Here is a 24292-nt window from a genome sequence, read left to right as displayed (position 1 = left end):
TCACGTGCGCGGCCCGCCGCACCGACCTGGCAGGCTGTGCCCATGCGCAGAACCGGTGTGCTCACGATGGGCATCGTCGTGCTCGGAGCGATGACCGCCGCGTGCGGGGCGGGCCCCTCGGTGCGTCCCGACGTCGCCGTGGTGCAGGAGGCGGACGGCCGGGCCACCCCCACCGGCGAGGACCCGGCCGCCGCGCCCGAGTTGCCGGTGCCCGCCCGGGACCTGGACTGGCGCGACTGCACCGCCGACACCCTCGCCGCGCAGGCCCTGCCGCCGGGCCCGACGGGTCTCGTCCTCGAGTGCGCCCAGATTCCGGCCGCGATCGACGCCGCGGGCACCGTGCCGGGCTCGTTCCCCCTCGACGTGCTGCGTGCCCGGCTGGCGCAGACCCCCGCCGATGCGGCCCCGCTCGTCATGACGACAGGGGCGGACCTGCCCTCCACCCGGGCGCTGGCCGCGCTGTCGACCGGCTCGCTCGCCGAGCTCGTGGCCTCCCGGCCGGTCGTCGCGGTGGATCGGCGCGGCCTCGGTGCGTCCCAGCCGATCGAGTGCATCTTCGGAGCGGACCGACGCGCCCTGGCCGACCACGGACAGTTCGGTCGTACCGGCGACGGACCCGACCGGGTCGCCGAGCTCGGCCGGCAGGCCACCATCGCATGCACCGACTACCTGCAGCCGCAGGAACTGCTGTTCGGGGCCGCCCACGCCGCCGACGATCTCGAGCAGCTGCGCACCACGTGGGGGGTCGAGCGGATCGGTGTGCTCGGCATCGGCAACGGCGCCACGGTCGCCCTGGCCTACGCGTCGAAGTACCCGACGACCCTCGGCCGTCTCGTCCTCGACTCCCCCGCCGCGGCCACCGCCGACGCCGAGATGCTCGCCGAGAGCCGGGTGCGCGGCGCAGAGTCGGCGGTCGACGCGTTCGCCCGCCAGTGCGTTGCGCTGGCGTGCTCGCTGGGCCCGGATCCGCGGGCCGCGCTCGAGGATCTGCACGCCCGGGCCGCGGCCGGCACGCTCGCCCCGCTGTCGTCGAACTCCCTGCTCACCGCGGTGACGTGGTTCCTGGGGACTCCCCGCAGCGACGCGCCGACCCGGGTCCGCGAGCTGTCCGACGCGCTGTCCGCGGCCGGCGCGGGCGACGTGACGCCGATGCTCGAGCTCGTCGGAGCCGCCGAGGCCGTGCTGTTGTCCGACGGGCAGTTCGTCTCCCGCTGCAGCGACGGGCAGCGGTGGCCCACGACGGCACGGGCCGCCGAACTGCAGCGGACGTGGTCGGCGAACTACCCACTGTTCGGTGGCGACGCGGCGATCGGTCTCACCGCGTGCAGCGCCTGGCCGAGCATGCCGACCCCGCCGCTGCCGGCGGAAGTCCGCGTGCCCGTGCTGGTGACGACGGGCGCCGCCGACCCGCTCGTCGGCAGCGCGGGGCTCGACTCGGTCACCGGAGCCCTCACCGCCGTCTCGGCGCGGTGGGCGGCGCTGTCGTGGCAGGGCGCCGGATACTCCGCGGCCCTGCACTCCGGCTGCATCCAGACACGGGTGGCGGAGTATCTCGACACCGGTGCGCTACCGCCGAACGGCAGCCTGTGCCCGGCGTGACCCCGCGTCCGACGTGGCCCGGGCCCGGCGCCGCGAGGAGGGGACGGTGGGTGGCCACCACCGGCTCCCGGTGTACCGTGCCGTAGTGTTCCTCAGCCGCCTCGAGCCCCGCACCGCCCGCACCACCGCGGAGGTGGTCAAGTGCGTTGTGTGGCCGTTGGCCGTGCTCACGGTGCTGCACCGTGTGGCGGTCAAGGCCGTCAACGGATTCCGCACCGACGATTTCACCCCCGTCTACAACGCGGCCCTGGCGTTTCTCAACCGCCGGCCCGTGTACACCGCGAACTTCGAGTGGGTGGACCCGCACTACCTGTACCCGCCGTCCGGGACCCTGCTGATCTCCCCGATCGCGGTGATCGACCCGGAGCGATCGCGGTGGCTGTTCATCATCGCCAACGCGATCGCGATCATCGTGGCGCTGTACCTGCTGCTGCGGATGTTCGGCTACGGCCTCGACTCGGTGCTCGCGCCGATCCTGCTGCTCGCGGCGTTCAGCTCCGAGACGGTGACGAACACCCTGGTGTTCACCAACATCAACGGCCTCGTCCTGCTCGGCGAGGTCACCTTCCTGGCGCTGCTGCTCCGGCGGCGCGACCTGTGGGCGGGCGTCGCGATCGGGCTGACGTTCGCGGTCAAACCGATCCTCGCGCCGCTGCTGCTGATTCCGTTCGTGCGGCGGCAGTGGAAGGTGTTCGCCACCGCCGCGGCGGTCCCCCTCGGACTGACGCTCGTCGCGTGGCCGCTCTCGGTGGATGCGTGGGCGTTCGTCGAGCGCACCACGCCGTACCTGTTCGAGGCGCGCGACTACTTCAACAGCGCGATCGTCGGCAACGGCATGTACTACGGCCTGCCGGCGTGGTTGATCCTCGCGCTGCGCGTCGTGCTGGGTGTCATGGTCGTCGTCTCGCTGTGGCTGCTGTACCGGTACTGCCGCCACGACGAGCTGTTCTTCGTCGGCACGAGCACCGGGGTGCTGCTCACCGCGTCGTTCCTGCTCGGTTCGCTCGGCCAGATGTACTACTCGATGATGCTGTTCCCGCTGCTGATGACGGTGGTGCTGCCCAACTCGGTGATGCGGAACTGGCCGGCGTGGCTCGCGGTCTACGGCTTCATGAGCTACGACAGCTGGCTGTCGGGGCGGTGGCCGGAGGCCGGGCGCGCCGCCGAGTACATGAAGACGACGTTCGGCTGGTCGCTGCTGCTCATCGTGATCTTCGCGGTGCTGCTCGACCGGTACCTGGCCGCCCGGCGGGAGGGCCGGCTGGCGGACGGCATCGAGCCGTCGTTCCTGTTGCCGGAACGCAAGACCGCGCCGCAGGCCGAGCTCGTGGCGACGAACCGTGGTGAGGGCTAGCGTGGAGCGCATGGCTGACCCTGTCCCGACCGAACCCGCGCCGAAGGTGTCCCTGAGCGACGACGAATGGCGCGCGCGCCTCACCCCCGAGGAGTACGCGGTGCTGCGGCAGGCCGGCACCGAGCGGCCCTTCGTCGGCGAGTACACCGACACGGAGACCGAGGGCGTGTACGAGTGCCGCGCCTGCGGGACCGAACTGTTCCGCAGCACCGAGAAGTTCCATTCGCACTGCGGGTGGCCCTCCTTCTTCGATCCGGCGACGAGCGACGCGGTGATCCTGCGGTCCGACGACTCCCTCGGCATGCGCCGGGTGGAGGTACTGTGCGCGTCCTGCCACAGCCACCTCGGGCACGTGTTCGAGGGCGAGGGGTACCCGACCCCGACCGATCAGCGGTACTGCATCAACTCGATCTCCCTGCGCCTGGTTCCGAAGGACTGAGGCCGGCCGCGAACAGGGCCCGCCACAACCCCCGGCGACGCTCGGCGGTGGGCAGCGGCTCCACGAGGGCGAACGAGCAGCCGATGCGTCGGGCCGCGCCGTCGGCCTCCTCGCTGTCGCCCACCATCAGCGTGCGCTCCGGGGACACACCGAGCGCATCGACGGCGTGGCGGAAGATCTCCGGCTCCGGCTTGACCGCGCCGACCTCGAAGGACAACACGAACTCCGACACCAGGTCGTCGATGCCGAGCGCCGCGAACGCCGGCCGGATGTCGAAGGCGATGTTGCTCAGCACCGCCACGGCGAGGCCCTCGCCGGCGAGGGCCTCGATCACCGGGACCGTGTCCGGGTACACCGTCCAGCACCGCGGATCGGTCAGCTTCGCGTACAGGCCGAGGGCCTGCTCCTCGTCGGCGACCCCGGAGCGGCGCAGCACCGTGAGGTAGGCGTCGCGGTGCCAGCGGGGATCCCGGTCGCGGTTGATCCAGGCGTGATGCTCGGCGGCATCCATCTCGACGGGCTGGCCGGTCGGGGCGGTCATCCGGCGCATCAGCTCGGCCTGCCGGTGCACGTCGAACGGTCGGCCCCGGTCGTCGGTGACGTCGGCCAGCCAGGATTCGTCCTCCTCGAGCCGGAACAACGTGCCGGAGAAGTCGAACAGCACGGCGTCGAACGGTGGAACGCTCATGGTTCGAAGGCTAGCGGCCGCGGGGTCGGGCTGCGGATCGAGCGCGGAGCGACGACGATCGAGTCCATGTCGACGACCCGTGCGTCCCGCAAGTCCAAGGTTTCGATCGTCGGTGCCGGCAGCGTCGGCACCGCCGTCGCCTACGCGTGCCTGATCCGTGGCTCCGCGGATTCGCTGGCCCTGTTCGATCCGAACACCGACAAGGTGCGGGCCGAGGTGCTCGACCTGAACCACGGCACCCAGTTCGCCCCGGCGTGCCGCATCGACGGCGCCGACGACCTCGCCGTCACCGCCGGCTCCGACCTGATCGTCGTGACGGCGGGCGCCAAGCAGAAGCCGGGCCAGTCACGGCTCGAGCTGGCGGCGGCGAACGTGCGCATCGTGCAGGAGCTCACGCCCGCCCTCCTCGCGCTCTCCCCCGACGCCGTGGTGCTGTTCGTCAGCAACCCGGTCGACGTGGTGACGTATGCGGCGATCCGCGCGACCGACGCCCCCGCCGGACAGATCCTCGGGTCCGGCACGGTTCTCGACTCCGGGCGGTTGCGCTTCCTCGTCGCGCAGCACGTCGGCATCGCGGTGGAGAACGTGCACGCCCTCATCGTCGGCGAGCACGGCGACTCCGAGATCACGCTGTGGTCGAGCGCGACGGTGGGCGGGGTGCCGGCCACGGAGTACCGGGACGAGAACGGTGCGGCGGCGTTCGACGCCGCGATCCGGGAGCAGATCTCCACGCGGGTGGTCCGCAGCGCCTACGAGATCATCCTGGGCAAGGGGGCCACCAACCTGGCCATCGGCCTGTCCACCGCCCGGATCGTGGAGGCGGTGCTGAGGGACCAGCACCGGGTGCTGCCGGTCTCGACGCTGCAGCGCGGCGTGCACGGGATCGACGGGGTGTGCCTGTCGCTGCCGACGATCGTCGACGGCCGCGGGGCCGGCCGGGTGCTCGAGATCCCGCTGTCGCCCGACGAGGCCGCCGGGCTGCGGGCGTCGGCGCAGACGCTGCGGGAGGTGCAGCGCTCGCTGGGGCTGTGACCGCCGGGCCCGGCTCCGAGCGAATGTATCGTCGATCTCCGTAGCGGTAGCGAGCGATACATTCGCTCGGCGCACGGGAAGCCGGGAGGGTCAGCGCGTGCGGATCACCGGCGGGTCGAAGGCCCGGACCGGCGGCAGTTCCCCGTCGAAGCGCTCGATCTGCACGAGCACGTGCTGGCCCGTGCAACCGCGTGCGAGACGCGACGTGCCGATGTCGGCGGTGAGCACGTTGGGGTTGCCGTGCACGCACATCGAGCCGGGGTCGGCCGGGTCGAGGGGGTCGTACCAGGCGCCGGTGCCCAGCTGCACCACGCCGGGCAGCAGGCCGTCGTCGAGGACGGCGCCGGCCAGGCAGGCGCCCCGATCGTTGAAGACCCGCACAACGTCGTCGGCCGCCACGCCGCGTGCCGCCGCGTCGTCCGGGTGCATCCGGATCGGCTCACGCCCGCGGATCTTCGAGGCCTGGCTGGTGGCGCCGTGGTCGAGCTGGCTGTGCAGGCGGGTCTTCGGCTGGTTCGCGATCAGGTGCAGCGGGTAATGCTGCGCCCGCGGGCCCCCGAGCCACTCCTCCGGCTCGAACCAGGCGGGATGCCCGGCGCAGTCGTCGTATCCGAAGCCGTCGATATCGGCGGAGAAGATCTCGATGCGCCCGCTGGGGGTGCCCAGCGGATTGCGCTGCGGGTCGGCACGGAACTCCTCGAACAGGGTGAGCCCGTCCTCGCTGCGCATCCGCACGTGGCCGCGCCGCCAGAACTCGTCGAACTCGGGCGGTGTCTCGACGCGGTTCTCGTCGGCGAGAACGAAGCCACGCCACTGCCCGTACAGGTGCTCGAGCCACTCGCGGGCGCTGCGACCCTCCGTGAACCGCTCACCGAAGCCGAGCCGGTGCGCCAGGGCGGCGAACGTGTCGTAGTCGTCGCGGGCGTCGGCGAATCGCGGGGCGGCGGCGTGCATCGCGACGAGCAGCGGGTCGTTGCGGGTGCAGCTGAGATCCTCGCGTTCGAGAGACGTGGTGGACGGCACCACGATGTCGGCGTGCTTGGCCGTCGCGGTCCAGTAGGGGTCGTGCACGACGATCGTGTCCGGCCGGGTCAGAGCGCGGCGCAGCCGGCCCAGGTCCTGGTGGTGGTGGAACGGGTTGCCGCCGGCCCAGTACACGAGCCGGATGTCGGGGTACGTCAGGCGCCGGCCGTCGAAGTCGTACTCCTGCCCCGGCCGCAGCAGCAGGTCGGAGATCGCGGCCACCGGGATCAGGTCGTCGACCGGGTTGTTGCCCTGGAACAGGGTCGGCAGCGGATACGGGACGGGCGCGATGCCGGGTTCGTTCATCGAGCCGTAGCCGTGCCCGAAGCCGCCGCCGGGCAGACCGATCTGGCCGAGCATCGCGGCGAGGGTCACCCCCGCCCACGGCGCCTGCTCGCCGTGCCGGACCCGCTGCAGCGACCAGGTGACCGTGATCAGGGTGCGGCCCGCGGCCATGCGCCGGGCCAGCGCGGCGATGGCCTCGGCGGGCAGGCCGGACAGGCCGGCTGCCCACCGCGGGGTCTTGGCGACGCCGTCGGTGCGGCCGAGGAGATAGTCCTCGAACCGGTCGTAGCCGACGCAGTAGCGGTCGAGGAAGTCGCGGTCGGCGAGGTCCTCGGTGGCGAGCACGTAGGCGAGGGCGAGCATGACCGCGACGTCCGTGCCGGGCCGGGGCGCGAGCCGCTCGGCGGCGCCGTGCAGGTCGTCGTGCAGGGGGCTGATCGACACCACGGTCCCGCCGCGGGCGCGCAGGGCGTCGAGCGCGCCGCGGGTGGGGTGGTGGCTGGTGCCGCCGTCGTTGACCGCCGTGTTCTTCAGCGGCACCCCACCGAAGCACACCATCAGGTCGGTCTCGCGGGCGATGACGTCCCAGTTCGTGGCGCGGGCGAACAGCTTCCAGTGCGTGCCGACCACGCGCGGCATGATCACGCCGGTCGCGCCGAGCGAATAGCTGTGCACCGATCGGGTGTAACCGCCGAGCATCTTCAGGAACCGGTGGACCTGGCTCTGCGCGTGGTGGAACCGGCCCGGCGACGACCAGCCGTACGAGCCGCCGAAGATCGCCCGGTTGCCGTGCGTGTCGACCACGCGCCGCAGCTCACCGGCGAGCAGCTCGGTCAGCTCGTCCCAGGACACCGCGACGAACTCGTCGACCCCACGTCGGTCGCTGGGGCCCGGTCCTGCTTCGAGCCAGCCCCGGCGCACCGCAGGTCCGGCCACGCGCGACCGGTGCCGCACCGAGCCGACGGCGTTGGCGAGAATCGGCGACGGATCGGTGTCGCCTTCGAAGGGGTGCACGGCGGTGACGTCGCCCTCGTCCGTCTCGACCTCGAACATCCCCCAGTGCGCCATGTGCTGGTGTCGCACGGCTCGAGAACTCATGGGGCACAGTCTGCCAGTGGGCGCGCAGCGTCCGATCGGCGAGCCGAGCGGCGCCCGGGGACCTAGCGTGGGCATCGACGGACGGCGACAGCCGTACCCGACGAGAGGGAGGCGTTGATGGCGGAAGGTGTCGAATCCGGCGGGGCCCCGGCCCGCGCGGTGGTGGTCGGAGCCGGGCACGTCGGCATGATCTCGGCGATGCGCCTGGCCGACGCGGACGTGTTCGACGAGGTCGTGCTCGTCGACGTCGAACCCGGCCTGGCGGCGGGGATCGCTCTGGACCTGACCCACACCGGCGCGCTGACGGGCTCCGGGACGCGGGTACGGGGGGCGGTGTCGCTGGAGGAGGCCGGTCCCGCGGACTACGTGATCATCACCGCCGGCAAGGCCCGCCGGCCGGGGATGAGTCGCAGCGACCTCACCGCGACGAACGCCCGGATCGTCGGCGACGTGGCCGGGCGCGCGGCGGCGGTCTCCCCCGACGTGGTGCTCGTCGTGGTGACGAACCCGTTGGACGAGATGACGTACCAGGCGTGGCGCAGCTCGGGGTTGCCGGCGGAGCAGGTGCTGGGCATGGCCGGGCTGCTCGACGCGGGGCGGTTCCGGGCGCTGGCCGCCGCGGACGGGGCCGGGGCGGCGCGGGAGCTCGGCGCCGTGGCGCTCGGGAGCCACGGCGAGGAGATGGTGATCCCGCTGTCGCAGGCACCGGAGATCGCCGCGCGTCTCGACGCCGCGCGCCTCGACGAGCTGGTCGACCGCACCCGCACCTCGGGCGCGGAGGTTCTGGGGCTGCTGAAGTCCGGCAGCGCGTTCTTCGGTCCCGGCACCGCCGCCGCGCACATGGTGCTGGCGATGGTCGCCGACTCGGGAACGGTCGTGTCGGCGACGGTGCGCCCGAACGGCGAGTACGGCATCGGCGACGTGTTCGTCGGTCTCCCGGTGGTCCTGGGGCGCCGCGGCGTGCGGCGCATCGTCGAGCTGGACCTGACACCGGAGGAACTGGAACTGCTGCGCGAGGCGGCGAAACGGATCGGTGAGCGGATCGCGGGGCTGCCCGCCTGAGCACGCCCGGGCTGCGGCGCCGTCCCCGGTGGCGGCGCCGCGGCGCGGGTCAGGGCAGCGCGGTGATCAGCTTCTCGACGTCGACGCGAGGACCGGTGAAGAACGGGGTCTCCTCCCGGACGTGCATGCGGGCCTCGGTGGCGCGCAGGTCACGCATGAGATCGACGATGCGGTCCAGTTCGGGCGCCTCGAACGCCAGGATCCACTCGTAGTCGCCGAGCGCGAACGCGGGGACGGTATTGGCGCGCACGTCCGGGTAGCCACGGCCGGCCTTGCCGTGGTCGGCGAGCATCTTGCGGCGCTCGGCGTCGGGCAGCAGGTACCACTCGTACGACCGCACGAAGGGGTAGACGCAAATGTAGTTGCCGGGGTCCTCGCCGGCGATGAAGGCCGGGACGTGGCTCTTGTTGAACTCCGCCGGCCGGTGCAGCGCGACGTTCGACCAGACCGGAGCGCTGGCGCGGCCGAGGACGGTGGTGCGCCGGAAATCGGAGTAGAGCTTCTGCAGATCCTCGAGCCGCTCGGCGTGGGTCCAGATCATGAAGTCGGCGTCGGCGCGGACGCCGGCGACGTCGTAGATGCCGCGGACGATCACATCGGTGTTCTCGAAGGACGCGAAGAACTTCTGCGCGTCCTCGATCGCCGCGGTGCGGTCCTCGCCGAGGACACCGGGCCGGACCTGGAACACCGAGAACATCGCGTAGCGGAGGGTGGAGTTGAGCTTGTCGAAGTCGAGACGTGCCATGCCGCTCATCCTGCCACTCGCGTAGCGAGCCGCGTCGCGGCCGTCGTGCCTGATGCGACACAGGCGGGGACTCCGACGCCGTGAAGCATCGCGCCGGCGACCTCGAGGCCGTCGACGGTAGCGATCGCGTCCTCGAGGACGGCGACCACGTCGAGGTGCCCGGCCCGGTACTGGGGCAGGCCGCCGTGCCAGCGCTGGACGAACGTGGCCACGGGCTCGTCGGTGACCCCGGTGACGGTGGCGAGGTCGGCGCGAGCGCGGGCGATCAGCTCGTCGTCGGGGGCGTCGACGATCGCGGCTTCGCCGTAACGGCCGAACGACGCGCGGGCCAGCGCGACGTCGCGCCCGGCCAGGTGGGGCCACTTGCGGCTCGACAGGGTGAACGCCTTGGCGGACAGGTCCTCACCGGTGGCGACGAGGATCCCGGAGTTCTGCGGCAACGCGGCACCGCTCGGCAGTGCCAGCGCCACCACCGCGGACGAGGCGAGCGGGATCCGGGACGCCTGCGCGGCCGCCGCCGGGACGGCGTCGGCGAGCAGCTCGGCGGCACGGTCGGCCGGCACCGCGAGTACGACACCGTCGACGGGTCCGATCGGGTCGAGGTTCCAGCGGCCGCCGGCGCGGCGCAGACCGCTCGCGGCGGCGTGCCGGATCTCGGCGTCGGCGGCCTTCTCCAGCGCGTCGAGCAGCGTGCCGTAGCCGTCGCGCAGGGTGCCGAACACCGGCGCGTCCGAGGGCTCCGGCAGCGCACGGGTGACCGCCTCGCTCAGGCTCGGGGTACCCGCGTCGAGGGCTGTGGCCAGGGTCGGCAGGGTGGCCCGCACGCCCGCGGTGTCGGAGAGCCCGGAGTAGACGCCGCCGAGGAGGGGGTCGACGGAGCGGCGCACCACCTGCTCGCCGAACCGGTCGGCGACCAGGTCGGCCACCGAGACGTCGCCGGCGCGGTCCCAGTACAGCGGGACGGTGGGCTCGGCCGCTATCCGCGCAAGGGTGTCGGCGTCGACGAGACCGGTCAGCGACCCGGCGTCGGCGGGGATCCCCATCAGGGTGCCGCTGGGCAGCGGATGCAGCGCGGCACCGGCGTAGATCAGCGGCCGGGCCCCGGACGGGTGCACGAGCTGGTCGCTCAGGCCCAGCTCCTCGAGCAGCGCGGGGACCTCGGGGCGGCGGCCGATGAACGCCTCCGCCCCCACATCGACCGGATCCCCGGCGAGCGGCACGGTGCGCAGCTTCCCGCCGAGCCGCTCGGAGCCCTCGAGGAGGATGATCCGGGCGTGCGCGCCGAGCAGGCGACGCAACCGGTACGCCGCGACGAGCCCGGTGATGCCGCCGCCGACGACGGCGACGCTCGGTGCTCCTGCACCGCTCACAGCGAGTGCACCAGTTCGACGACGGCGGTGAGGACGTCCGGATCGGTGTCGGGCAGGACGCCGTGCCCGAGGTTGAAGATGTGCCCGGTCGCCCCCGCGGCGCGGGCGCGGTCACCCTCGGCGACGATGCGGCGCACCTCGGCCTGGACCACCTCGGGTCCGGCGAACAGGATCGCGGGATCGAGATTGCCTTGCAACGCTTTTCCGGCCCCCACCCGGGTGACGGCGACGTCCAGCGGCACCCGCCAGTCCACGCCGACCACATCGGCGCCGGCCTCGCCCATGGCGCCGAGCAGTTCGCCGGTGCCGACACCGAAGTGGATGCGCGGCACGCCGGCGGACTCGACCTCGGCGAACACGCGTTCCGAATGGGGCAGCACGAATTCGCGGTAGTCGGCCAGCGACAGCGCGCCGGCCCACGAGTCGAACAGCTGGATCGCGTCGACGCCGGAGTGCAGCTGAGCCTGCAGGAACGCGATCGTGATGTCGGCGAGCCGCCCCAGCAGGGCGTGCCAGGTGCGCGGATCGGCGTGCATGAGGGCCTTGGTGCGCTCGTGGTTCCGGCTGGGTCCGCCCTCGACGAGGTAGGAGGCGAGGGTGAACGGCGCCCCGGCGAAGCCGATGAGCGGGACGTCGCCGAGTTCGCGAGTGAGCAGCCCCACCGCCCGTGCGACGGCACCGACCTCGTCGTGTTCGAGGGTGGGCAGCTTCGCGACGTCCGCCGCGGTGCGCACGGGGTTCGCGATCACCGGTCCGGTCCCGGCCACGATGTCGAGGTCGATCCCGGCGGCCTTGAGCGGAACGACGATGTCCGAGAACAGGATCGCGGCGTCCACCCGGTGCCGGCGCACCGGCTGCAGGGTGATCTCGCAGACCAGTTCGGGATCGAAGCAGGACTCGAGCATGCCGATGTTCGCCCGGATCTCGCGGTACTCCGGCAGCGACCGGCCGGCCTGCCGCATGAACCACACGGGCCGGTGCGCCGGCTCGAGTCCCCGCGCGGCGGCGAGCAGGGGCGCCTGCGGGAGCTGGCGCCGCGTCGGGTAATCCACACGCGGGGTGGAGCCGACGTTCGTGTTCTCCAGGCCGGTCATTGATCCTCGTTCGTCCAAGGGCACGGGTCGCTGCCCATGCTGCCACGCCCGGCCACCCCTCCGGAATCGGCGCGCCTCCCGCGTGGTCCCGGTCACCCGGTCTAACGTCCGCTGTCGTGACCACCTCGCCCGCCGAGCCGGCCCAGTTCCGCGCTGCCATCGACTCGATGAACGCGGCCACCGTGCGGCCGGAGATCGAGGTGGGTCCGATCCGGCCGCCGCAGCGGCTGGCTCCGTACAGCTATGCGCTGGGCGCGGAGGTGCTCCATCCGGACACCGACCTGGTGCCCGAGCAATCGGAGGGCGACGCGTTCGGCAGGCTGATCCTGCTGTACGACCCGGAGGGCGACGAGGCCTGGAACGGCACCATGCGGCTCGTCGCCTACATCCAGGCCGACGTGGACGCCACCCTGGCTGCCGATCCGCTGCTGCCGGAGGTGGCCTGGAGCTGGCTGGTCGATGCGCTCGACGCGCACGGCGAGCCGCTGACGGCGCTCGGCGGCACCGTGACGTCGACGAGTTCGGTGCGCTTCGGCGACATCGCCGGCCCGGCGCGGGCGCATCAGCTGGAGCTACGGGCGTCGTGGACCGCACAGTCCGGCGAGCTCGGACCGCACGTGGAGGCGTTCTGCGAGGTGCTCGCGTATGCGGCGGGCCTGCCCCCGGCGGGCGTGACGCGCCTGCAGCACTGAGCCGTCGCCGAGTCCCGAGTCGCCGACGGCACGGAGAGCGGTGCACCGGCGCACCCCGCGGTCCTATGATCGAGGCATGCGTCGGCTCAGCGGGCTCGACGCCGCGCTCCTCTACACCGACTCGCCGGGGCTGCCCGTGCAGATCGGCGGCTTGGCCCTGCTCGACGTCTCGACCGTGCCGGGCGGCTACTCCTTCGAACGGCTCGGCTCCGACCTGGAGGCGCGCGTTGCGGCGGTGCCGCTGCTGCGCCGGCGAGTGGTCGACTCCCGGCTCAATCCCGGCCATCCCGTGTGGGTGGACGACCCCGATTTCGACGTCGGCCGGCACGTGCGCCGGTTCACCGTGCCGCCCCCGGGCACCGCGGCCGAACTGGCCGTGCTCTGTGGGCAGCGTTTCGCCCAGCGGTTCGACCGGTCCGGGCCGCTGTGGGAGACCGCGGTGTTCGAGGGACTGGCCGACGGCTCGGTCGCGGTGCTGACGCGCATCCACCACGCCGTCGTGGACGGCCTCGCCGGGGCGACCCTGCTGGCGCAGCTGTGCGACCGCGAACCCGGCGCCCCGCCACCGCGGCCCGAGTCGCCCGGCGTCGGTGGGGCGAACCGCCTGACCGTCGCCGCGGGCGGCGTTGCCGATCTCGCCACCCGGCCGCTGGACCTCGCCCGCGCGGTGCGGTCCAGCGCGGCCATGGTGCCCCGGTGGGTGGGCCGGGCGCGGCGAGGGGAGGCGATGGCGGTGCCGCTCACGGCGCCGCGGACGTCGTTCAACCGCCGCGTCACCGGCCGTCGCAACGTCGCGTTCGTGACGCTGGATTTCGCGGCCGTGAAGGCGGTCAAGCGCGCGTTCGGCGTCACGGTCAACGATGTCGTGCTGGCCCTGTGCGCCTCGGTTCTGCGCCGATATCTCGCCGCCCGCGGCGAACTGCCGGCCTCTCCCCTGGTGGCCGCCGTCCCGGTCTCGGTGCACGGACGCGCCCGGGGGGACGCCGGCAACCAGATTTCGGTGCTGATGGGGCGGCTGCACACCGAGATCGCCGATCCCGTCGTGCGGCTGCACGCCGTCGCGGCGGACGAGACTGCGGCCAAGGCCCACCACGCCACCTTCGACCCCGACCTGCTCGGCAGCTGGGGCCAGGTGGCTCCGGGCGCGGCGTTCGGGGCGGCCCTGCGGTTGTATTCGGCGCTGCGGCTGCCCAACGTGCTCCCGGTGCTGAACAATCTCGTGGTCTCCGACATCCCCGGGCCGACGGACACGCTGTACTACCTCGGCGCGCGGATCACCGCGCTGTACCCGTTCGGGCCGATCTACCACGGCGCGGGCCTGAACATCACCGTCCTGTCGCTCGACGGCGGCCTGCACTTCGGTCTGCAGTCGTGCCCCGACCTGCTGCCGGACCTGTGGCGGCTGGCCGACGGCTTCCCGGCTGCTCTCGCGGAGCTGGCCGACCGGGTGCCGGGCGCTCCGCCGGCCCCGCTCGCCGCGCCGAGCTGACCGGCGCCCGTCGCGGCGCCCGGGGAACGGGTTCCGGACCGCCGGGGCGACGAAGACCCGCTCGGGCAGGTGGACCAGGCTTCCCCCGCCGATACTAGAACCTGTTCTAGAATGTGGCCATGCATCGACTCAGCGGCCTCGACGCCGGATTCCTGTACCTCGAGACGCCGACGCAGCTGCTGCACGTGTGCGGACTGATCGTCCTCGACACGACGACCGTTCCGGACGGGTACCGCTACGAGGCACTGCGCGCGGAACTCGCGGCCCGCCTCACGGCCGTACCGTTGTTCCGCCAGAAGATCGCCGACAGCCCGTTCAACCTCGACCATCCGGTATGGGTGGACGATCCGGACTTCGACCTCGACCGCCACCTGCACCGGGTCGCGGTCCCGGCGCCCGGGCGCCGGGAGGAGCTCGCGGACCTGTGCGGGCACATCGCCGCACAGCCGCTCGACCGCTCCCGGCCGCTGTGGGAGATGGTGGTGATCGAGGGCCTCGAGGACGGATCGGTCGCGGTGATGACGAAGATCCACCACGCCGGCGCCGACGGCGTCACCGGCGCGGACCTCGTGGCGCAGCTGTGCAGCCTCGAACCGGACGCGCCACGGCCCGAGCCCGTCACCGACGGGGCCGGCGGCGGCTCGGCGCTCGGGATCGCCCTCGGCGGCCTGTTCAACGTCGCCACCCGCCCGCTGGGGCTGGTGCGGGCGCTGCCCAAGACCGTGGAGCTGGTGCCCCGGTGGATCACCCGGGCCCGTCGCGGCGAGGCCATGCCGGCACCGTTCACCGCTCCGCGCACCTCCTTCAACGGCACGATCACCGGCCACCGCAGCGTCGGATTCGCGCAGTTCGACCTGGGCCGGGTCAAGTCCGTGAAGGACGAGCACGGGGTGAAGGTCAACGACGTGGTCATGGCCGTGTGCGCCGGTGCGCTGCGCCGTTACCTCGCCGACCGCGACGAGCTCCCCGACTCCCCGCTGATCGGCATGGTCCCGGTGTCGGTGCGCGGCAAGTCGGACCGGCCCGGACGCAACCAGGTCTCGCCGATGTTCGCGAGCCTGCACACCCACATCGCCGATCCGATCGAGCGACTGCACGCGATCGCGGATGCGAATGCCTGTGCCAAAGAACATAATTCGGCCCTGGGCGCAAGCCTGCTGCAGGACTGGACGCAGTTCATGGCGCCCGCGGTGTTCGGCGCAGCGATGCGCACGTACGCGTCGCTGCGGCTCGCGGAACGCCACCCCGTGGTCCACAACCTGGTGGTCTCGAACGTGCCCGGCCCTGCGATGCCCCTGTACTTCCTCGGGGCCCGGATCCGGGCCATGTACCCGCTGGGACCGATCTTCCACGGGGTCGGACTCAACATCACCGTGATGTCGTTGGACGGCGCGCTCGATGTCGGCGTGCTCACGTGCCCCGAACTTGTTCCCGACGTCTGGGCGCTCGTCGACGCCTTCCCTTCGGCGCTCGACGAACTCGACACCGCACCGTAGAATCCGCGCAGCAGCCCGCGCGGTCGTGTGCCACTCGTCACACCGGGAATCGGCACGTCGACCGCGCGGTTGACCGGGTCGACGCCCAGACCACCGCCACCCGGATAGAGTCACGAACCATGTCGGTAGCCAACGAACACGAGCCCGCAGGGGCGACGGTCCCGCTGCTGACCCCGCGTGACGGCGTCCCCGAGGTCGTCACCACGGCAGCCGGGGTGGCCGCGGCGGCGGAAGCGCTCGCCGCGGGCAGCGGGCCGCTCGCCGTCGACGCCGAGCGGGCTTCGGGCTTCCGGTACTCCGCGCGCGCCTATCTGGTGCAGCTGCGTCGCGCCGGCGCCGGCACGGTGCTGCTCGACCCGATCCCGACGGCCGACGCGCTCGCGCCGCTCGCGGCGGCGATCAACGATCTCGAGTGGGTGCTGCACTCCGCCGACCAGGACCTGCCCGGCCTCGACGAGCTGGGCCTGCGGCCCGCGGTGCTCTACGACACCGAACTGGCCGGGCGTCTCGCCGGCTTCGATCGGGTGGGGCTGGCCGCCATCGTCGAACGCACCCTCGGTTTCGAGCTGCGCAAGGGCCACGGGGCGGCCGACTGGTCCACCCGGCCGCTCCCCGACGCCTGGCTGAACTATGCGGCTCTCGACGTCGAGATCCTCGTCGAGCTGCGGGACGCGATGGCGGCCGAGCTCGAGCAGCAGGGCAAGTCGGAGTGGGCCGCGCAGGAGTTCGAGCACATCCGTCGCGCCGGGCCTCCGGCCCCCAAGCCCGACCGCTGGCGCCGCACCTCCCGCATCCACACCCTCAAGGATCCGCGGCGGCTCGCGATCGTGCGCGAGCTGTGGACGGCGCGAGACGAACTCGCGGCACGCCGGGACATCGCCCCGGGCCGGGTGCTGCCGGACTCCGCGATCGTCGCCGCAGCCGAGGCCGCCCCCCGTACCGTCGACGAGCTGCGCGCCCTGCCGGTCTTCGGGGGGCCGCGGCAGCGCCGGTCGTCGCGGGTGTGGCTGGGAGCGATCGAGCGGGCCCGGGCGCTGCCGAAATCGGAGCTGCCACCCGTTACACAGCCGTTCACCGGCCCGCCGCCGGCCAACCGCTGGGCCCGGCACGATCCCGACGCCGCCGCGCGGCTCACCGCGGCCCGTGCCGCGCTCGCCGAGCTCAGCGAGCAGGTCCAGGTGCCGGTGGAGAATCTCGTCGGCCCCGAACTGGTGCGCCGGTTGTGCTGGGAGTGGCGGGTGTCGGCGGATACCGACGTCGTCGCGTACATCGAGGAACGGTTCGCCACCGACGGGGCACGGCCCTGGCAGCGGGAGCTGACGGCGCCGCGCCTGGCGAAGGCGCTGACCGCGGACTGACCCGTTCCCACCGTCCCGACCCGCGGACCCACGGTCGCGTCACGCCCGATCCCTGCATTCGCCACCGCCTCGGCGTCGAGCGCTTCCGCATACCCGCTGTTCAGAGCAACGTACTCGGGACCAGCGCGGCGAGTTCCCCTGATGGTCACGAGCGCGCCCCGCAACCCCCGCGGCCACCGGCCTCGCCGCAGGACGCCCAGACCGCCGGCGAGACCGGTGGCTGCCCGGCGCGCGCACCCCTCCGGTGACGCCCGGCGCGGATGGTAAGTTACTGGTCGGTAACACGCTGGCGTCCGGGCTGCCCGGCGCCGGGATGTTCCCGGAACCCTGGCCTCGCCGGCGTCGGCGAGCATCGCTCCATCGGGAGGAATACGCGTGGCGTCAACCACCACAACTCAACGCAATGTCGTCTTCGTCGACGGCGTACGCACCCCGTTCGGGAAAGCGGGCCCGAAGGGCATCTACGCGGAGACCCGCGCCGACGACCTCGTCGTCAAGACCATCCGGGAGCTGCTGCGCCGCAACCCGCAGCTCGACCCCGCGCGCATCGACGAGGTCGCCGTCGCCGCGACCACCCAGACCGGCGACCAGGGCCTGACCATCGGCCGCACTGCCGCGATCCTCGCCGGCCTACCGGAGACCGTGCCGGGCTTCGCGATCGACCGCATGTGCGCCGGCGCGATGACCGCAGTCACCACCACCGCCTCCGGAATCGGCTTCGGTCAGTACGACGTGGTGATCGCCGGCGGCGTCGAGCACATGGGCCGCCACCCGATGGGTCAGGGCGCCGATCCGAACCCCCGGTTCCTCGCCGACAAACTCGTCGACCCCAGCGCCCTGGTGATGGGCAACACCGCCGAGAACCTGCACGACCGGTTCCCCGGTATCACCAAGGCCCGCACCGACGCCTACGCCGTCGCCAGCCAGAACAAGTTCGACGCCGCGAAGAAGGCCGGCTACATCGCCGAGACCCTCGTGCCCGTCGCCACCCGGTCGGCGACCGGCTGGGGCCTGGCCACCGAGGACGAGCCGCCGCGCCCGGGCACCACGCTCGAGGATCTCGCGAAGCTCAAGACGCCGTTCCGCCCCGCCGGCCGCATCACCGCCGGCAACGCCGCCGGCCTCAACGACGGCGCGACGGCCTGCCTCCTCGCCGGCGAGGACACCGCCCGCGAACTCGGTCTGCAGATCGGCATGCGCATGGTCGGCTTCGCCTTCCAGGGCGTCGACCCGGCCGTGATGGGCATCGGCCCGGTGCCGGCGACCGAGAAGGTTCTCGCCCGCACCGGCCTGACCATCGACGACATCGGCCTGTTCGAGATCAACGAGGCCTTCGCCGTGCAGGTGCTCGCGTTTCTCGAACACTTCGGCATCGACGACGACGACCCGCGGGTCAACCAGTGGGGCGGCGCCATCGCCTGCGGCCACCCGCTCGCGTCGTCCGGCGTGCGCCTGATGACCCAGCTCTCCCGGCAGTTCGCCCGGCACCCCGAGGTGCGCTACGGCCTGACCACGATGTGCATCGGCCTCGGCATGGGCGGCACCGTGATCTGGGAGAACCCCAACTTCGAGGGAGACAAGTAGTCATGAGCGAGCTTTCGTCCCTGTTCGCCGACGAGGTCGTCACGAACGCCTACACCAAGCTCGTCGAGGTGCCCGGCATCGACGGCCCCGTCGCGCTGATCACCCTCGACAACGGGTTCGACCACACCAAGCCGAACTCGTTCGGCCCCGCCGGCCTCGAGGCCTTCGACAAGGCCCTCGACGAGGCCTTCGCCGCGAACCCCGCTGCTGTCGCGGTCACCGGCAAGCCGTTCATCTTCGCCGCCGGCGCCGACCTGAAGGGCGTTCCCTCGATCACCAGCCGCGAGCAGGGGCTCGAGCTGGGCCGCCTCGGCCACCGCGTGTTCCGCCGCCTGCGCGACTCGCAGGCGCCGACGTTCGCCTTCGTGGGCGGCCTCGCCCTCGGCGGCGGCCTCGAGGTCGGGCTGCACTGCCACTACCGGACCTACGCCGACAACGTGCCGGCGCTCGGCCTGCCCGAGACGATGCTGGGTCTGGTCCCCGGCTGGGGTGGCACCCAGCTGCTGCCGAACCTGATCGGGCCCGACCACGCGGTGACGCTGATCCTCGAGAACCCGCTCAACAACGGCAAGGTCATCCGCGCGAAGCAGGCCGCCGAACTCGGCCTGGCCGACGCGGTGTTCGGCTCGGCCGACTTCCTCGAGCAGTCCCTCGCCTGGGCAGCGAAGGTCCTCGCCGGGGACATCACCCCGGCCCGCCCCGAGATCGACCGCGGCGCCGGCTGGGACGCGGCGCTCGGCCGCGCGAAGGCGCTCGTCGCGGCCAAGACCCGCGGCTTCGCGCCCGGAGCGGCCCGGGCGGTCGAGCTGCTCGAGCTGGCCCGTAACACCGACATCGCCGATCCCGAGTCGCTGTCGAAGGGCTTCGCCGCCGAGGACGAGGCGCTGGCCGACCTGCTGATGTCCGACGAGCTGCGGGCCGGGCTCTACGCCTTCGACCTGGTCAACAAGCGTGCCAAGCGTCCCGCCGGTGCACCGGACAAGTCCCTGGCCCGCAAGGTCACCGGCGTCGGCATCGTCGGGGCGGGCCTGATGGCCAGCCAGCTCGCGCTGCTGTTCGTGCGCCAGCTGCAGGTGCCGGTGATCCTCACCGACGTCGACTCCGAGCGCATCGACAAGGGTGTGGGCTACGTGCACACCGAGATCGACAAGCTGCAGGGCAAGGGCCGGCTCTCGCCCGACGCCGCGAACCGCCTCAAGGCGCTCGTGTCGGGCTCCCTCGACAAGGCCGCGTTCGCGAACACCGACTTCGTCATCGAGGCCGTGTTCGAGAACATGGACGTCAAGAAGCAGGTGTTCGCCGAGATCGAGCAGTACGTCTCGCCGGAAACCGTCCTGGCGACCAACACGTCGTCGCTGTCGATCACCACGATGGCCGCGGACCTGAAGCACCCCGAGCGCGTCGTCGGCTTCCACTTCTTCAACCCCGTCGCCGTGCTCCCGTTGCTCGAGATCATCAGGGGCGCGCAGACGGACGACGCGACCCTCGCGACGGCCTTCGCCACCGCCAAGGCGCTGAAGAAGTCGGCCGTGCTGTGCGGGGACCTGCCGGGCTTCGTGTTCAACCGGCTCGTCACCCGCACCCTCGGCGAGGTGATGACCGCCGTGGACGAGGGCACCCCGTTCGAGGTCGCGGACAACGCCGTCGGCGAGCTGGGCATGCCGATGAGCCCCTTCACGCTGCTCGCACTCGTCGGCCCGGCCGTCGCGCTACACACCGGCGAGACCCTGCAGGCCGCCTACCCCGACCGCTTCGTGTCCTCCCCCGGACTCGAGGCGCTCGTCGAGGCCCGCAAGCCGGGCGTGTGGACGTACGCGGACGGCAAGCAGGTCGTCGACCCGGAGGTCGCGGCGCTGTGGCCGCAGGGCGACAAGTCCTCCACCGCCGAGGAGGTGCTCGAGCGGACCCGTCGCGCCTTCGCCGAGGAGATCCGGATCATGCTCGAGGAGGGCGTCGTCGCCGCCCCCGAGGACATCGACCTGTGCCTGATCCTCGGCGGCGGCTTCGGATTCTGGAACGGCGGCATCACGCCGTACCTCGATCGCACCGGCACCTCGGAGGCCGTCAACGGCACACGCTTCCTCGCCCCCGGCGTGGCCGGCGTCTGACGAACCGGTAGCTCCGCACGGCGCCCCGGGACCCGCGTAACCGTCGTGGGCCCTGGGGCGCGTCCGTGCGTATCACCCCGGCCACGGTGCCCACCGAAGCGGCCCCCCCGACGCGGTGTCAGGCGTACCGTCCAGCCTGTGACCGACAGTTCCCACCTCCCCCATTCGAGGATCGAGCAGCAGCACACGGTGGCCCGCGCGGTGCTGTTCGCCGCCGTGGCCGCGCTCGGCGGATTCTTGTTCGGATACGACACCGCCGTCATCAACGGCGCCGTCGGCGCCATCCGCGAGCGCTACGAGGTCGGCGCCGGGGCCATCGGCCTGTCCGTGTCGCTGACGCTGGTCGGCGCGGCGCTCGGTGCGTGGATCGCCGGCAGCATCGCCGATCGGCTGGGCCGGATCCGGGTCATGCAGATCGCCGCGGTCCTGTTCCTTGTCGGCGCACTCGGGTCGGCGTTCCCCTTCAGCATCTACGACCTGACGTTCTGGCGCTCCATAGGTGGCGTGGGCGTCGGCTTCGCCTCGGTCATCGCCCCGGCCTACATCGCCGAGATCTCGCCCGCCGCCATACGTGGCCGGCTCGGCTCGATGTACCAGCTCGCGATCGTCCTCGGCATCGCCGTCTCCCAGCTCGTCAACTACGCCCTCGCCGCGGCCGCCGGCGGGGCCAGCGAAGAGCTGCTCGGCATCGAGGCCTGGCAGTGGATGCTCGCACTCGGCGCGGTCCCCGCGACCCTGTACCTGATCATGACCTTCCCGATCCCCGAATCGCCGCGGTACCTGGTGCGGATCGGCCGGGAGGACGCCGCGCGCCGCATCATCGCCACGGTCGAGGGCGGCGACGAGGTCGCCGTCGCCGAGCGGATCGCCACGATCCGCGAGACCCTGCACCTCGAGTCCGCCCGGCCGGGTGTGCGGGACGTGTTCTCCCGGCGGCTGGGCGTGGCTGCGCTGATCTACGTGGGCATCGCCCTGGCCGCGCTGCAGCAGTTCGTGGGCATCAACGTGATCTTCTACTACTCGTCGACGCTGTGGCAGGCGGTCGGATTCGGCGAGGACCGGTCCCTGCTCATCAGCGTCGTCAGCGCACTGGTCAACATCGTCGGTACCTTCGTGGCCATCGCGGTGATCGACAAGATCGGCCGCAAGCCGCTCCTGCTCGTCGGATCCGTCGGGATGGCGGCGTCGCTGGGCACCGCCGCCGTGTGCTTCCACTCGGCGACCTTCGTCGTCAACGAGGACGGGGAGAAGGTCGCGACGCTGTCCGACACCTACGGCATGATCGCCCTGCTCGCGGCCAACGCCTTCGTGTTCTTCTTCGCCCTGTCGTGGGGTCCGGTGGTGTGGGTCCTCATCAGCGAGATGTTCCCGAACCGGGTGCGTGCCGTCGCCGTCGGCATCGCGACCGCCTCCAACTGGATCGCGAACTTCCTCGTGTCCGCGACGTTCCCGGCGCTGGCGGACTGGAACCTGTCGTTCACCTATGCCGGCTACGCGGTGATGGCCGCGCTGTCTCTGCTGGTGGTGATCAAGTTCGTGCCCGAGACACGCGGACGGACCCTCGAGGAAGCCGGCTGAGCGACCGACGGGCCGGCCGCACGTGCGGCCGGCCCGTCGTCGCAGCGTCAGAGGCCGGGGTCCCGCCGGACGACGACGTCGCCCGCGGACTCCTCCCCGGCGGTCCCGTCCACGGCCTGCTCCGCCTTCTGCGCGGCACCGAGCCCGACGACCCAGCCGGTCACCTGACGCGCGACGTCCTGCGCGGTCAGCCCCAGCTCACGATGGATCTGTTCCCGTGAGGCATGATCCAGGAACCGTTGCGGCACACCGAGTTCACGGGTGGGAACGTCGACCCCGGCCGCCCGCAGGGCCGACGAGACCGCCGAACCCACACCGCCGTGCATGCCGCCGTCCTCCACGGTGACGACGAGCCGGAAGTCCCGCGCCAGCCGGGCGAGGGCCGCCGGGACGGGCAGCACCCAGCGCGGGTCGACGACGGCGGCGGTGAGGCCGTGCTGCTCGAGCCGCTCCGCTGCGTCGAGCGCCAGGCCCGCAAACGCGCCGACCGCGACGATCAGCACGTCACCGCGACGCTCGGACGGCATCCGCAGCACGTCGACGGTGCCGTCGATGCGCTCCACCGCAGGGATGTCGGGGCCGACCGCGCCCTTCGGGAACCGCAGTACGGTCGGGCCGTCGGCGATGGCGAGCGCCTCGCCGAACTCCTCGCGCAGGGTCGCGCCGTCGCGCGGCGACGCCACCCGGATCCCCGGGATCACGCCGAGCAGGGAGAAGTCCCACATACCGTTGTGGCTGGCGCCGTCGGCGCCGGTGATGCCGGCCCGGTCGAGCACCACGGTCACGGGCAGCCTCAGCAGCGCCACGTCCATCAGCAACTGGTCGAAGGCGCGGTTGAGGAACGTCGAGTACACCGCGACCACCGGGTGCATTCCGCCGAGCGCGAGGCCGGCGGCGGAGGTGACGGCGTGCTGCTCGGCGATGCCGACGTCGAACATCCGGTCGGGGTAGCGTTCGCCGAAGGCCGACAGCCCGGTCGGTCCCGGCATCGCCGCGGTGATCGCCACGACGTCCTTGCGGCGGCCGCCCTGCACGAGCAGTTCGTCGGAGAACACCGACGTCCAGTCCGGAGCCGACGCCGCCGCGGTGGCGCGGCCGGTGACCGGGTCGATGACACCGGTGGCATGCATCTGATCGGCGACATGGTTCTCGGCCGGGGCGTACCCGGCGCCCTTGCGGGTGACGGCGTGCACGATCACCGGTCCGCCGAACGACTTGGCGCGGCGGAGGGCGGCCTCGAGAGCGGCCTCGTCGTGGCCGTCGACCGGTCCGAGGTACTTCAGGCCGAGGTCGGTGAACAACACCTGCGGGCTGACCGCGTCCTTAATGCCGACCTTCATCCCGTGCAGCACGGAGTACGCGGCCGCACCGATCCACGGCAGCCGCTTCACGAAGCGGCGGCCGTTGTCGAGGACACGCTCGTAGCCGGGCTGCAGCCGCAGCGCCGCGAGGTGCTCGGCCAGTCCGCCGATGGTGGGGGCATAGGAGCGGCCGTTGTCGTTGACGACGATCACGAGCCGCCGGTCCTTGCCGGCCGCGATGTTGTTCAGCGCCTCCCAGCACATCCCGCCGGTGAGCGCGCCGTCGCCGACCACGGCGACCACGGTCCGGTCCTGCTGGTCCGACAGCTCGTAGGCCTTGGCGAGGCCGTCGGCGTAGGACAGGGCGGCCGAGGCGTGCGAGGACTCGACCCAGTCGTGCTCGCTCTCGGCGCGGCAGGGGTAGCCCGACAGGCCGCCCTGCTTGCGCAGCGTGTCGAAGCCGTCCTTACGACCGGTCAGGATCTTGTGGACGTACGCCTGATGCCCGGTGTCGAAGATGATCGGGTCGTGGGGGGAGTCGAAGACCCGGTGCATGGCGATGGTCAGTTCGACGACGCCGAGGTTGGGGCCGAGGTGTCCCCCGGTCGCCGCCACCTTCTCGACCAGGAACTGCCGGATCTCCCCGGCGAGTTCCCTGATCTCCGGCTGGCTGAGCCGACGCAGGTCCTCGGGCGACTCGATGCGGGACAGGACACCCAACTGGAATTGCTCCCTCCGGCTCGGACCCGCGCGTCTCCGCGCGAGCGGTTCTACCCAGTCTACGGAGCGTCGGAGGTGGTCGACTCGCTTCGTCGTGCCGCCGCCCCGTCTCACACCGTGTCCCTCACCTCATTATGCCGATGATGTGACGTCGCCCACGGTGGCGCCGGTGTGGCA

At 72.2% G+C, this 24292-nt stretch carries 18 protein-coding genes; 12 read left to right on the top strand and 6 right to left on the bottom strand.

Annotated features, from left to right (window positions below):
• Positions 1-42 precede the first annotated feature (42 nt).
• The 3 genes from KZJ41_RS13590 to msrB are packed head-to-tail and all read left to right on the top strand — an operon-like array spanning position 43 to position 3392.
• Positions 43-1599 (top strand): alpha/beta hydrolase, encoded by a 1557-nt coding sequence (locus KZJ41_RS13590; RefSeq protein ID WP_180987016.1) that lies wholly within the window; start codon positions 43-45, stop codon positions 1597-1599.
• A gap of 46 nt (positions 1600-1645) precedes the next feature.
• The gene (locus KZJ41_RS13585; protein WP_006938070.1) at positions 1646-2953 is read left to right on the top strand and encodes a glycosyltransferase family 87 protein; all 1308 of its coding nucleotides are present in this window, start codon (positions 1646-1648) and stop codon (positions 2951-2953) included.
• Positions 2954-2963: 10 nt separating this feature from the next.
• Positions 2964-3392, top strand: a complete 429-nt coding sequence (gene msrB, locus KZJ41_RS13580) for a peptide-methionine (R)-S-oxide reductase MsrB (protein WP_037201669.1) — start codon at positions 2964-2966, stop codon at positions 3390-3392.
• Here msrB and KZJ41_RS13575 read toward each other — a convergent pair.
• A complete protein-coding gene (locus KZJ41_RS13575; protein ID WP_006938076.1) occupies positions 3355-4080 on the bottom strand; it encodes an HAD family hydrolase in 726 nt (241 codons plus the stop codon). The two genes, msrB and KZJ41_RS13575, sit on opposite strands and share 38 nt — an antisense overlap.
• A 66-nt stretch (positions 4081-4146) precedes the next feature.
• On the opposite strand from KZJ41_RS13575, the gene KZJ41_RS13570 reads away from it, so the two are divergent.
• Complete coding sequence (locus KZJ41_RS13570; protein ID WP_029543449.1) at positions 4147-5112, top strand: L-lactate dehydrogenase; 966 nt, start codon at positions 4147-4149, stop codon at positions 5110-5112.
• Positions 5113-5202: 90 nt separating this feature from the next.
• Here the strand turns inward: KZJ41_RS13570 and KZJ41_RS13565 are convergent, their stop codons facing one another.
• Positions 5203-7488 (bottom strand): molybdopterin-dependent oxidoreductase, encoded by a 2286-nt coding sequence (locus tag KZJ41_RS13565; protein ID WP_081636981.1) that lies wholly within the window; start codon positions 7486-7488, stop codon positions 5203-5205.
• A 147-nt stretch (positions 7489-7635) separates the two neighbouring features.
• Between KZJ41_RS13565 and KZJ41_RS13560 the strand changes: the two genes are divergently transcribed.
• Entirely contained in the window at positions 7636-8580 is a 945-nt protein-coding gene (locus tag KZJ41_RS13560) for a lactate dehydrogenase (protein ID WP_043798166.1), read from the top strand.
• 49 nt (positions 8581-8629) lie between these two features.
• Here the strand turns inward: KZJ41_RS13560 and hemQ are convergent, their stop codons facing one another.
• The 3 genes from hemQ to hemE are packed head-to-tail and all read right to left on the bottom strand — an operon-like array spanning position 8630 to position 11789.
• The gene (gene hemQ, locus KZJ41_RS13555) at positions 8630-9325 is read right to left on the bottom strand and encodes a hydrogen peroxide-dependent heme synthase (RefSeq protein ID WP_006938082.1); all 696 of its coding nucleotides are present in this window, start codon (positions 9323-9325) and stop codon (positions 8630-8632) included.
• A gap of 5 nt (positions 9326-9330) precedes the next feature.
• Positions 9331-10695: a protoporphyrinogen oxidase gene (locus KZJ41_RS13550; RefSeq protein WP_251550893.1), complete on the bottom strand. Its 1365-nt coding sequence runs from the start codon at positions 10693-10695 to the stop codon at positions 9331-9333.
• Positions 10692-11789, bottom strand: coding sequence for a uroporphyrinogen decarboxylase (gene hemE, locus KZJ41_RS13545; RefSeq protein WP_043798170.1), 1098 nt, complete (start codon positions 11787-11789; stop codon positions 10692-10694). The genes KZJ41_RS13550 and hemE overlap by 4 nt, the downstream gene beginning before the upstream one ends.
• A gap of 116 nt (positions 11790-11905) precedes the next feature.
• Between hemE and KZJ41_RS13540 the strand changes: the two genes are divergently transcribed.
• The 7 genes from KZJ41_RS13540 (at position 11906) to KZJ41_RS13510 (ending at position 22094) form a co-directional block, all read left to right on the top strand.
• Positions 11906-12481, top strand: coding sequence for a DUF3000 domain-containing protein (locus KZJ41_RS13540; RefSeq protein ID WP_006938090.1), 576 nt, complete (start codon positions 11906-11908; stop codon positions 12479-12481).
• A gap of 76 nt (positions 12482-12557) precedes the next feature.
• Positions 12558-13970 carry a wax ester/triacylglycerol synthase family O-acyltransferase gene (locus KZJ41_RS13535; RefSeq protein WP_029543440.1) on the top strand — a complete coding sequence of 471 codons (1413 nt, stop codon included), beginning with the start codon at positions 12558-12560 and terminating at the stop codon, positions 13968-13970.
• 119 nt (positions 13971-14089) lie between these two features.
• Complete coding sequence (locus KZJ41_RS13530; RefSeq protein ID WP_006938093.1) at positions 14090-15466, top strand: wax ester/triacylglycerol synthase family O-acyltransferase; 1377 nt, start codon at positions 14090-14092, stop codon at positions 15464-15466.
• A 119-nt stretch (positions 15467-15585) separates the two neighbouring features.
• Positions 15586-16824, top strand: coding sequence for a ribonuclease D (locus tag KZJ41_RS13525; protein ID WP_006938094.1), 1239 nt, complete (start codon positions 15586-15588; stop codon positions 16822-16824).
• 375 nt (positions 16825-17199) lie between these two features.
• Entirely contained in the window at positions 17200-18408 is a 1209-nt protein-coding gene (locus KZJ41_RS13520) for a thiolase family protein (protein ID WP_006938095.1), read from the top strand.
• A 2-nt stretch (positions 18409-18410) separates the two neighbouring features.
• On the top strand, positions 18411-20516 hold the full coding sequence (locus KZJ41_RS13515; RefSeq protein WP_251550891.1) for a 3-hydroxyacyl-CoA dehydrogenase NAD-binding domain-containing protein: 2106 nt from the start codon (positions 18411-18413) through the stop codon (positions 20514-20516).
• Positions 20517-20654: 138 nt separating this feature from the next.
• Positions 20655-22094, top strand: a complete 1440-nt coding sequence (locus tag KZJ41_RS13510; protein ID WP_029543433.1) for a sugar porter family MFS transporter — start codon at positions 20655-20657, stop codon at positions 22092-22094.
• Positions 22095-22141: 47 nt separating this feature from the next.
• Here KZJ41_RS13510 and dxs read toward each other — a convergent pair whose 3' ends face one another.
• Entirely contained in the window at positions 22142-24115 is a 1974-nt protein-coding gene (dxs, locus tag KZJ41_RS13505; protein ID WP_084648637.1) for a 1-deoxy-D-xylulose-5-phosphate synthase, read from the bottom strand.
• Between the last annotated feature and the right edge of the window lie 177 nt (positions 24116-24292).

It is taken from the genome of Rhodococcus sp. 11-3 (assembly GCF_023704055.1).
GTDB classification, from domain to species: domain Bacteria; phylum Actinomycetota; class Actinomycetes; order Mycobacteriales; family Mycobacteriaceae; genus Rhodococcus; species Rhodococcus aetherivorans.
Note: the sequence above shows the minus strand (reverse complement) of the source record. Positions and strands in the feature narration are given on the sequence as shown.